This is a genomic window from Candidatus Aegiribacteria sp. (genome assembly GCA_021108435.1).
Taxonomy (GTDB): domain Bacteria; phylum Fermentibacterota; class Fermentibacteria; order Fermentibacterales; family JCC-6; genus Aegiribacteria.
The window spans coordinates 1-11,190 of record JAIOQY010000018.1 but is presented as its reverse complement, the minus strand read 5'-3'; the positions used below and the strand labels follow the sequence as shown (position 1 = coordinate 11,190).

Sequence of the window (11,190 nt, the reverse complement as noted above, 5' to 3'; positions counted from 1 at the left end):
CCGGATAAAGACTTTATTCGCAATACTTCTTGACAGTAATCAGGGCAGCATCAAGCTTCTGGAAAAGTATGGTTTTGAAAAATGGGGACATATGCCGCGAGTAGCTGAATTTGACGGAATTGAAGCAGGGCATCTGTACTATGGGCTTCGAATAGATAAACGCTGACAGAAGGATACACTAGAAAGGTATCCTGCCAGCATTTCATATAAGTACTTGATACAAGAAGTTAGACGATTCTAAAGGGATGGGAATTCAATATGTCCACGATCAAGCCAATTGTTGAAGAACGCTCAGTATTCCACATCCTGGCATCTCACTTTTCGGGTCCGGTAACCGAATTAAGGGGCACTGAAGGTGGTCTTATCGCACAGACCTTCATCTTCAGAACCGATGAAAAGGATTACGTAATTCGTTTCAACGCCGATAACATGGATGCCAACTTCGAGAAAGAGAGATATATTGCCGCGAAATATAACTCTTCCGATGTCCCAATCCCCGAAGTAATCGATATCGGGCGGCTGCATAAGCTTCACTACTGCATTACGCCAAGGATCGTCGGCGAACACCTGGATCGACTCTCTCCGGAGGATATCTCACTGGCCTTGCCTTCGGTAATTAATACATTGAATGCGATCCACGACACAGACATCGGACAACCACAGGGTTATGGTTTATTCGATGGTCAGGGGCAAGGTTTCTTTTCTGACTGGTCTTCGAATCTAACCTACGTGAAGGACGAGGAGCGATCCGATGGTTTCTATGGCAAGTGGCACAACCTGTTTAAGACCAGCTTCCTTGATCGGCAGCTGTTTGATCGAGTGTACGGGCAAATGGAAGGACTATTAATCTGTTGCCCGAATAAGAAATATCTCGTTCATGGCGGGTATGGATTTGGAAATCTTCTGATCAACAAAGGACAAGTTTCTGCTGTACTTGACTGGATTGACTCGAAGTACGGCGATCCGCTCTACGATGTAGCCTGGCTTGACTACTGGGATGCCGGACGTGGTTACAGGGATATTTTCAGGGCGGACTACAAACACCGGGCTGTCGATATGTCCGGCTTTGACGAGCGGCTTCTGTGCTACCAGTGCTACATTGCACTCGATAGTATGAGATTCTTCGCCAAATCAGACGATCATGGCGGCTACAGGTGGACGACGGATCGCATCGAAGGTTTGATTGGGAACAGACGGGTTCAATAACAGCTTCAGAAACAATGGTAAGGATGAAATGAAACAGCAAGAAAGATTATCTTTCATAATAATAGTATTGCTTTTGATAGCTGCATGCCGATCAGACGATACAACCACAACTGCATACACTCCTGCATCCATCGAACAGGCCATAAAAAACGGTGAATTAGGGGATGATTTTGCGGAGAGAGCTGAAATATCGGACAATCTCAATGTTCAGGAGATAGAAATCTCAACGATTCCGTTTCAGGTTTTCACGTTTTCGGATTACCAGGCAGGCTATACACTGATCGTAGAAAACGACAAACTTGTCTTGCTATGCTCGGGATATGGTGGCGGCTATGCCGGGGGATTTCAGATAAGTGAGGTAGATGGAAGAAGAACACTGACCTACAAATTCAATGTTGGAAGTGGTGTAACTCGCGAACTTTCCGGAAGCTATGTTCTTGGATCAGGGCAGGCCGAATGGCAGGATCTGACTGATATTGAACCTTGACATAGTATTGCACCTGACCGGATAGTGCTTCGTACACCACTTACGAGGGTTCTACTCTTCAAGATATCCATACAATCATTGTTATGTATTTTGAAAGGAGACTAAAATGAAAGTTACTAATATCCATAAAAGAATTATCAATCAGCCAGAAGAGAATATCTCGAAAATTCTTGATACTTTGTCATCCAATAATGATCTGTTATGGCCAAAGGAAAAATGGCCTCCAATGGTTTTCAAGAAAGGGTTAGTTGAAGGTGCAACAGGTGGACACAGACCTATCAGATATTCAATCAAGAAATATGTCCCCGGAAATTTAATTGAATTCGATTTCATGAAACCTGACGGATTTAAAGGAATTCATAAATTTGAAATCACAGAAATAGAAAAAGACAAAACTGAGTTAAAACATACAATAAGCATGACTCTATCAGGAAAAGGAATGCTTACCTGGTATTTTGCTATAAAGTGGCTTCATGATGCTTTGCTCGAAGACTGCATGGATAAAGCTGAAAACAATTTCCTGACAGAAAAAATGCATTCAGACTGGAATTTGTGGGTTCTATTTTTAAGAAGAATTTTTAGAAGAAAAAAGTAATACACGTAACAGAACTCACCCGAATATTCTTGCTGTGTTTATGAATCGAGTGATCAAGGTGTTCAGGATTGAAAGAGAAATGAAGACATATCTGCACAAGATTGACACGGAGACACCAGGCAACCGGTATGATGTTACGCCTTTGTTCGCAGACGCAGAAGGCTTTGCACAACTCGTTGTAGACCTTGCTAAGCCATTCCAGAACACTCAAATTGATTTCGTAGCCTGTGTTGATGCACTTGGCTTCATCCTTGGTACTGCCATCGCACGTTATCTGGAGATCGGAGTTATCACTATTCGTAAGGGAGGTAAGCTCCCGGTCGAGACCGACGGCGAGAATTTCCGGGACTACTCTGGTAAACTCAAACGACTCGAGATTCGAAGAGATGTATTACCAACAGAAGCTCGAGTACTCCTGGTTGATGAGTGGATTGAAACGGGATCACAGATTGAAGCTGCTGCAAAACTGATTGAGGCACAAGGCGGAATTATTGTCGGTATCGCGACAATCAATATGGATGAGAATGATATGACGACAAAGATCAGCAGGAAATACAGAGTCCACACGATCTGGAAAGCCTGAAAAACCTATAAAGCCTTCCTCTTTCAAGAGATAAACTTCCGCAATAACAGAAGAAGAGGTTCAGCTGGTCTGTCTCTCAGTCAGGCAGGTCATCTAAAACTTGCTGCATACTTTGCTTGTACTTCCGGAAAGCATCTCTCCCTTCACCAGTAAGGCGTATCATGGTATGTGGTTTTTTACCTTTAAATTCCTTCTTGATAGCAACGTAACCAGCATCTTCCAGCTTACTCAAATGTGTTGAAAGATTGCCCCACGTCAGTCCGGTCATGCGTATCAAGAAGATGAAGTCAGTACATTCGACAACATATAGATAAGTTAGAACCAAGAGCCTGGCCGGAGCATGGATGATCCGATCAATGTCCACGAGAGGATGCAGATCTTCTTTACCGGTTTTCGTACTCGTCATTCTACGCCTCCGCTGTTGGGATCGGATGGTCGCGCAGGAAGCGGATCAATATCGTCGTTCCAATGAGCAGAATGATGCTTGCTGAGACAAAATATGCACTGAGGCTGATACCTTTCAGGTTCGGGATCTGCTTCAGGATGATGCGAACGGGAAGAGCTACCGCAAACAACACACCATAGGCGTACAGGCGGTTAAGATTCAGAAAGTGGGCTGCTAAGCTGAAGCCGACGATGAACAGCACCACCCAGACAATCACAGGCATGGATATTCCGGTTGCCAGCTCAGACGGAATTCTGTTCGTTGCGAACAAGACTCCCAGAAACAATGACAGGAACAATGTGACGGATACTATTGTCAAAATCAAGCTCAGTAAAGATTTCCGATTCGGTCCAAATTTAACCAGGCCCATTCGAGGGATGGTTATGAATTTCTTTCCGCTCCACAATGCCAGCATGACCGGAACGCTTAGAATCATAATCCACCAGTCCGAGAGAGGTATGACCTTCTCCAGCAATGGGGCGATACCCATCGTCAGGAGCCAAAGACCCAGGACAATATCCCACACGCCATCCTGGAATGTAGAAGTGAAGACTTTTCGCTCAATTTCTTTCAAACTGATTTTCTGTGACATGATCAACCTCCAGTGTAATTTATAGGTGTTTCTAATCAAAAAGTACTTTGATTATCAAAGTTCTTTGAATGAATATGATAGAATCAGGATAATGTCAAGTACTGTAACCCTGGAATTTCGAAAACACCCTGCTGTCTGACATATCGGAGCCCGATAATCTTTTCACAAGAACTGTCAGAGGGATAAGAAGGGAGGGGACTAACACAGGCTGAGTTAGCCCGGAAGCAAGGTACTGGAATATGATTTTAGGTCTCCATCCCTGTTTGGGGCTGTATTAGCAAAGAATCAATCAACCTTTTCGAGTACTACCCAGGAGGGTTCACCGTCATAGAAGTCGTTTTGTGTAAGAGGAATCATCTCAGGTTCAACGGATGACTGAAGACCGTAGATGAACAGTATTTCCGAGTCTGGTTCGCCGGACTGTGCCGTTTGGCATATGTACCAGTCACTCCCTCCATCAGCCGGATCAGGCACCGGATTCAACCGATCCCAGGATGAGCTATACTCAGATACGACTTCTCCACTTTCGGGAACTATCCGAGTGTAGTAAAGCTGGTCCGCTCTTCGGAAGGGGACGAGGAGTTCTCCGTTTGGATAGCGACGAATGGGACCGAGTACCTCGTCACCCGGGGTCGGGAAATCCGAGGTGACAAGAGCATCGTGGACATAGGCAAGTTTTGCCAGGGCTCCGCTCTCCCAGGCCCTCAATGCGCAGACGATACCAAAACCGGAGACATGGCAGGGGTAACGGTAGTTCCCTGGTTCCAAGCTCTGATTATCTATGTCACCGGTCATGGTTCTGCAGTAATAAAGAGCGCTTATCTCGTCGATCATTCCGTTTTCAATGGAAGCTGGATCCGTGAAGAGGCTGATGGAACTAAGATCCGGTTCCTCAAGTACGGAGAAATACAGTCGCTCGCCATCTGCGGACCAATCCAGATCGCGCTCGGTGTCCGGCGTATCGGTCAGGCGCACCAGACTTCGGGTGTGCCCATAGGGCCCCAGGTGAACTAAAATGATGTCCGGCTGCCCGAACATCTCCGAAACCCATGCGATTCTCCAACCTTCAGGGGAAAGAACGGGGTGGCGATCCTCGCCCTCAAAAGCACATACCCGTTTCGGTCGACCCTCGCTTAAATCCATGAAGAAGATATCAGAATCACCATAGCGGTCTGAGACCCAGGCCAGACGGCCTGATAAGTTGTTCTCCGACAGGAGAGCCAGCATATCCGTTACAGCTGTATCTTCCACTGCCAGGGATATGGTTATTAACACCAATATGCTGAGAATGATCAGTTTCATAATATTCTCCCGTATACACCTATCACTGAAGCTCAATATATTGCAGTATGCTCAGCTCAGACCATGAAAGCAATCCCATTGAAGTCACTTATTCTGGCTTCTCATTTCAACAGACACAGGCCGGTTGTTTCTGTGATATTTCCGGATTGAATTCTGCAGAAGTAAAGACCGGCTGAAACAGGCTCTCCGTTCTGGTACGTGCCATCCCAGATATAAGAGTGCTCTCCAGATCCAAGCTCAGACTCTGTCAGGGAGCATACAATCCTGCCGGAAAGGTCATACACTTTCATTGAAGTGTATCCCGGCTCGGAAAGCTCAAATGAGATGGATGCGGTGGAATAGAAGGGATTCGGGCTTGCATATAAACCAATTCTGGAAGAACTTAGGTCAAGTCTGTGTGAGGGCTCCGGTCCAATCCCTGTCTCGGTAACAGTGAAGTTAACGGTATCAGCGGCAAAGGCGATGCCCTCATCGAAAGCGGTGACTATAAGCTCGTTCTCACCGATATCGGCGTAGAGATCATCCAGATATGTGTACTTCAAACCTGTGCCAAAAGCATAGAGATTTCCGTCAATCGCCGGGATGTATAGAATCCCGTCAGTGATTGCAGGACTACCGTCGAAGACGGTTGCCGTTGTCATATAAGTCCAGATGGTATCTCCAAGGACACAATCCAGGGCAATCACTCTTGCACTATCGTTGTAAGAGTTTTCACCAAAGAACACTGTTCCGTCTGCAATCCCGGGTGAACCATGTATAGTGAAATCACTTGTCCAATTGAAGAATCCATTCAACGCATTCACCGATGCAAAGGGTGGATAATTCGAACCTATGTAAAGAGAACCTGCATGATAGGCGGGAGTAGCAGTAATTCCATCTCCAAAATCGGTTTCCCAAATGGTCTCTCCGGAATTGGCATCAATTGCACGTAGATAACCATCATATCCTCCAATGTAGATAACTTCGTCGACTACAGTTGGCGATGAATCCCAATAACCTTGATAAGAGTCATCATTTTCCCAGATTACATCTCCAGTACCTGCATCCAAAGCATGCAAATAGCCAATTGATGAACCAAGACGGTATGTGGGGATGAACAGCATATCCTGCCAAACTGTCATGCAGCTTACAGTATGACCTTGTACTTCGCTAAACCAAAGCTCAATGCCTGTGTTTGCATCAAGGCAATAGATCCGGCTTTCATTGTATCGAAGAGCACAGTAGACTTTACCATTACTCACAACAGGTGTACTTCCAGTCCAATTGGCATCACCGAAAGCCCAGATTCGCTCTCCTGTCAGGGCGTCAAGGCACCAGATAGAATCACTTGCTGTGTACAGCCTGCCGTCTTTTACTGTAACAGCATCGTCTGTGGAGCCAGTTCCAGTGAATATCCACTCCACATCACCGGTAGTTGCATCCAGCGCAAACAGCGTGTCTCCTCCCTCGTTCTGTGGGTAGTATACCAATCCATCCACAACAACAGGGGTGGGGAATTCGTGCACAGTCCCGGTAATTGACGCAGTCCAGAGTATTGTATTGTCCGTTGGGGCAGGTGATTCCGAGTAACCGTGATGCAGGTCATTCTGCATATATGTGTACCAATCGGTGTTTAACCTTGGTATCTGAATCACTGATTGACCGTTGAGCGAGTAGTGGACTGAGTCGGCTTTCTCGTTTTCGTTCTCCACAATGGCCCTGACGGTGAGCCAATCACCGTTATAGGTCTCGCCATCGAAAGGTTCAGTAATTGTAAGATTGGTGGTTGATATGAGGATTGCTGTAAGGAGAATTACGAAATCCATTCTGTCCTCCATTTACAATCAGCAAAATGATTGTGTGGATTCCATTTCTGTCTTGAATCCGATGCTTATCTTTATACCATTCCATATGATGCCCGGTCAAGTACAATGGAATGCATTATACTGAATTGAATCGAGCTGATCTTGCCAGGAAACTAGAACTATCCAGAGCCAGAGTAACCCAGATGCTCAACCTTCTGAGACTTTCTGAAGAACTCATCAGGGAGATAGAGGAGCTTGGTGATTATTGGAAAGGCAGCTCGTTACCGAGAGACAATTACGCAGAAAGAAAACAAAAGCCGTTGATCAGTGTACATAGTGATCCGGGTGATCTCACTCTAGGGGTGAAGACCACAAGTGATCCGAGTATATGGTAACATTCCTGAAACATCTTTAAGACTATCTTGACAACTACTCAATACATTGAGTAAATTAACTCAAAGTAATGAGTAATTGGAGATATCATGTTTAGAAAATCTGAATACAACGTACTTCTGAACCGAATGCGAGAACCATCCAGACGAATCCAGGTTGTTTCCGGCCCCAGACAGGTCGGGAAGACAACTATGGTTCGGCAGGTTCTTGACACTCTTGAATCAGATGGAAAAGCAATTATCTACGCAACTTCAGATCTTCCGGCTCCGGCGGGAAGTGTATGGATAGAGGAGCGCTGGCAGGCTGCACGTATTCTCGCTATGGAAACTGATGCTATTCTTGCTTTGGATGAAGTGCAGAAGATACGTGACTGGTCAGAAACTGTGAAGTATCTGTGGGATGAAGAGAAATTGCGGGATAATCCTCTCTCAGTTGTACTTCTTGGTTCATCCGCTCTGCTGATGCAGGAAGGGCTTACGGAAAGCCTCGCCGGGCGCTTTGAATTGATCCGTATGGGGCACTGGTCCCTGAATGAAATGCATGAGGCTTTCGGATTGGATCTGGAGGAGTATCTGGTTTTTGGCGGTTATCCTGGAGGAGCTGACCTTTCAGGTGATTTCAGCAGATGGAGAAAATACATTCTCGATTCACTCATAGAAACATCTATATCACGGGATATCCTTATGATGACGCGAGTAGATAAACCCGTTCTGTTACGGAAACTGTTCATGCTCGCATGTGAATATTCCTGTCGGAAAGTGAGCTACAACAAGATGCTTGGGCAACTTCATGATGCAGGGAATACAACTACACTCGCGCATTACATGGAGCTATTGCAGGATGCTGGATTGATTGCTGGTTTGCAGAAATACTCGGGCAGTCAGATTCGAAAACGCGGTGCAAGTCCGAAGATGCTGCCCTTGAACACAGCACTGATCAGTGCTGTTAAAGGATATGATCTTAAGTATTTAAGAGAGAATCCTGTATACAGAGGAAGGATTATTGAAGCAGCTGTTGGTGGCCATTTGTACAGAGAAACAGTTTCTAATGTGGAAAATGATCTTACTTACTGGAATGCAGGTGGAGATGAAGTGGATTATGTACTGACGGAAAGGAATCGTGTGCTTGGTCTGGAGGTTTACTCAGGTTCAAGAGGTCATACCCGAAGAGGTATGGCAAGATTCATTAGGAAGTATCCGGATGCCGAGGTATTGCTTGTAGGTGGGGATGGCGTTCCGATTGAAAAAGCTCTGCGAATGAACCCTTCTGAATACTTCGCATGATAAGATATGATCACATCTCCTATATGGGAATGCGGGGGAAAATAGAACCTCGGGGTCACCAGCTCCGTACGGGCAGAGCCTGATGCAGTATTATCATTTCAGTTAAATCATTCAGGTGAAGTGCAGGAGACACGTTATGTTGAGAGTAAATCATGTCATGGCTGGAAAATGATCGTCAGAAGAGCATATGGCTTCAGAAACTTCGAAAACTATAGACTGAGAGTAAGAACCTTATGTGCTTAGATTGGATAGGTGCCCCTGTTAATGGTGTAGAGCCGAGCCGAGCCCATCATGTCGCTTTTATAGGTGGGTGGCACTGGTGCCTCGGTCGTGTCTCCCAGCGAACCATCATTTTGTATGATACAACCCGATCCAATCAGATAAATCGCCAACCGAAGAAAACTTTCAGTAATCCAATCATCCTTACTCGTGAGATGTCCCTAATGATGGAGATGGAAGAATTGAGTCGAGTTGATCTCGCAAGGAAGCTCGGATTATCAAGAGCAAGAGTGACGCAAATGTTGAATTTGCTTGGATTGCCCGAAATGCTAATCTCAGAGATAGAGGAGATGGGCGATTACTGGAGCAGACAACTTATTACTGAAAGGCAGTTGAGGGGGTTATCTCAAGTCTGATTGCTATCCTTGACTCAACTTCAGGTATTGAAATACAAGCAAATGGAGAATTTAGAATATCATTGTTACGGAAATGAAATAGGATGGCATTATGACTTTCGGAATGATCCTCACAGCAATCCTGATATCAGTTACCAATCTTACAATTACCGAACCTGTTGATGGTGAAACCTACGATGGAGACTGGCTCCCACTCCGAGCCATCGTTGAGAATGAGAATGAGCTCCCTGACTCAGTACACTACAACCTCAATGGACAGACTGCCGTCCTTATACCCCGCTTGAATACTGACTGGTATACCTACATGCAGAATGATCTGCATCATGGTTATTCGGAATCTCCAGCGCCTCATGACAACACGGTGCTTTGGACAGCGCCTATCACTGGAACAGTGCATGAGTTCCCCACGCCTGTTGTTGTGGATGGATTGGTATACTATCCGCAGGATTCTGGCGGGGAAGATCTGTATGCTCTGGACGCCGCCACTGGTGAGGTAGAGTGGGTATTCACCGGAACCGGTTACACTGACGATGCTGTCACAGTCAAAGATGGTAAGCTTTACACAGCCAGTGATTCTATCTGGTGCATTGATGCGCTTGAGGGGGAGATGATCTGGGTTTTCGGTGATGCGGATTGGCATGGAAGTACGCCTGCCGTCAGTAATGGGAAAGTGTATTGTTCCGGATACAATAATCAGATAATGGATCTGTATTGCCTGGATGCCTTAACGGGATCCAAAATATGGTCAATTGAAGATTTTCCCGGTCATTGCGCAAGCTGCATGACAGTGTGGCAGAATCTACTGATCATACCATCTGTCAGCAATATGCAATACGAAGGTGCACTCTTTGCAGTGGATTGCAATACAGGTGAAATTATGTGGATTAATAAATTTCCGCCTTCAGACTACTGGGATTCTTCTCCGAATATAGTCGATGGAATAATATACATTGGTTGTATGGATGGGTATCTACGAGCGATAGATGCTGTATTTGGAGAGACAGTATGGTTGTCGAATATTTGTAATAGTAATGCGATTACAGCAACTCCCGCCTATCATAATCGTAACATATACGTTGGTGGTCAAGATCCTCCTTTCGCTTCTGTAGATTCATTAGCTGGTGTTTTTAATTGGTTGCAGGATTATGAAATACATGGATCTCCTGCTGTTGCTGACGGGATGGTGTTCTTTGGTGACTACTCTCACAACGATAGTGCTAGAGTCATCTCATTGGACTGTACTACTGGAGATACAGTATGGACATATATGACAACTGCTAATCGTTTCCAGGGAAGTCCTTCAATAGTTGATGGAGTTTTGTATATCCCAGCCATCGATGGCAATCTCTACGCCTTCGGGACCGGTCTGAAGTACACGTACCGTGAAGATTATTTCTACGCAGATGTAGGTCCTAATGAGCTAATAGTGACCTCATTCGATAATGGTGCTGCTGTTGCAGCAGATACCATTAATTTCACAGTCACGCAAACTGGTATTTCACTGGAACCTTCCACCAGGCTTGCTTTATGCGCCAGCCCGAATCCATTTTACTCCTCGGCATCAATATCTTTCGAGCTTTCCGAACCGGGATGGACCTCAGTTACAGTGTACGATCTGTCTGGAAGAATCGTCAGAACACTTGAGAATTCAGAGCTTGGAAATGGTCAGCACTCCATCATCTGGGATGGAAGGAAAGAGAATGGTGAGGTTGTTTCGGCTGGACTTTACATATGCAGGATACAGTCAGGTGGGGTTTCAGAAAACACAGGTTTGTGTCTATTGAGATAGAAGTGCCACTGTTAATGGTGTAGAGCCCAGCCGAGGCTCCATGTCGTTTTTAATGGTGGGTGGCACTGGCGCCTCGATTCCCGATCTACTCGAACC

Annotated in this window: 12 protein-coding genes and 1 pseudogene; 9 read left to right on the top strand and 4 right to left on the bottom strand. The window is 45.5% G+C overall.

The window, feature by feature from the left end; translation table 11 throughout:
* Positions 1-258: 258 nt before the first annotated feature.
* The 4 genes from K8R76_01015 (at position 259) to K8R76_01000 (ending at position 2,871) form a co-directional block, all read left to right on the top strand.
* Positions 259-1,206: an aminoglycoside phosphotransferase family protein gene (locus K8R76_01015; GenBank protein ID MCD4846752.1), complete on the top strand. Its 948-nt coding sequence runs from the start codon at positions 259-261 to the stop codon at positions 1,204-1,206.
* Between the two features lie 28 nt (positions 1,207-1,234).
* Entirely contained in the window at positions 1,235-1,693 is a 459-nt protein-coding gene (locus K8R76_01010) for a hypothetical protein (GenBank protein ID MCD4846751.1), read from the top strand.
* A gap of 106 nt (positions 1,694-1,799) precedes the next feature.
* Positions 1,800-2,288, top strand: coding sequence for a hypothetical protein (locus K8R76_01005; protein MCD4846750.1), 489 nt, complete (start codon positions 1,800-1,802; stop codon positions 2,286-2,288).
* Positions 2,289-2,367: 79 nt separating this feature from the next.
* Positions 2,368-2,871: an adenine phosphoribosyltransferase gene (locus K8R76_01000; protein MCD4846749.1), complete on the top strand. Its 504-nt coding sequence runs from the start codon at positions 2,368-2,370 to the stop codon at positions 2,869-2,871.
* Positions 2,872-2,947: 76 nt separating this feature from the next.
* Here K8R76_01000 and K8R76_00995 read toward each other — a convergent pair whose 3' ends face one another.
* The 4 genes from K8R76_00995 to K8R76_00980 form a co-directional block, all read right to left on the bottom strand.
* Positions 2,948-3,277 (bottom strand): transcriptional regulator, encoded by a 330-nt coding sequence (locus tag K8R76_00995; GenBank protein MCD4846748.1) that lies wholly within the window; start codon positions 3,275-3,277, stop codon positions 2,948-2,950.
* A 1-nt stretch (position 3,278) separates the two neighbouring features.
* Positions 3,279-3,908 (bottom strand): hypothetical protein, encoded by a 630-nt coding sequence (locus K8R76_00990; protein MCD4846747.1) that lies wholly within the window; start codon positions 3,906-3,908, stop codon positions 3,279-3,281.
* Positions 3,909-4,193: 285 nt separating this feature from the next.
* Positions 4,194-5,210 (bottom strand): hypothetical protein, encoded by a 1,017-nt coding sequence (locus tag K8R76_00985; protein MCD4846746.1) that lies wholly within the window; start codon positions 5,208-5,210, stop codon positions 4,194-4,196.
* 101 nt (positions 5,211-5,311) lie between these two features.
* The gene (locus K8R76_00980) at positions 5,312-7,015 is read right to left on the bottom strand and encodes a PQQ-binding-like beta-propeller repeat protein (protein ID MCD4846745.1); all 1,704 of its coding nucleotides are present in this window, start codon (positions 7,013-7,015) and stop codon (positions 5,312-5,314) included.
* A 125-nt stretch (positions 7,016-7,140) separates the two neighbouring features.
* Between K8R76_00980 and K8R76_00975 the strand changes: the two genes are divergently transcribed.
* The 5 genes and pseudogenes from K8R76_00975 to K8R76_00955 all read left to right on the top strand — a co-directional run bounded on the left by K8R76_00975 (position 7,141) and on the right by K8R76_00955 (position 11,094).
* The gene (locus K8R76_00975; protein MCD4846744.1) at positions 7,141-7,389 is read left to right on the top strand and encodes a hypothetical protein; all 249 of its coding nucleotides are present in this window, start codon (positions 7,141-7,143) and stop codon (positions 7,387-7,389) included.
* 87 nt (positions 7,390-7,476) lie between these two features.
* Entirely contained in the window at positions 7,477-8,670 is a 1,194-nt protein-coding gene (locus tag K8R76_00970; protein ID MCD4846743.1) for an ATP-binding protein, read from the top strand.
* A gap of 165 nt (positions 8,671-8,835) precedes the next feature.
* Positions 8,836-8,913 (top strand): annotated as a pseudogene (locus tag K8R76_00965) (transposase).
* Between the two features lie 200 nt (positions 8,914-9,113).
* Positions 9,114-9,305 (top strand): hypothetical protein, encoded by a 192-nt coding sequence (locus K8R76_00960; GenBank protein MCD4846742.1) that lies wholly within the window; start codon positions 9,114-9,116, stop codon positions 9,303-9,305.
* A 91-nt stretch (positions 9,306-9,396) separates the two neighbouring features.
* Positions 9,397-11,094: a PQQ-binding-like beta-propeller repeat protein gene (locus K8R76_00955; GenBank protein MCD4846741.1), complete on the top strand. Its 1,698-nt coding sequence runs from the start codon at positions 9,397-9,399 to the stop codon at positions 11,092-11,094.
* The last annotated feature ends 96 nt before the right edge of the window (positions 11,095-11,190 follow it).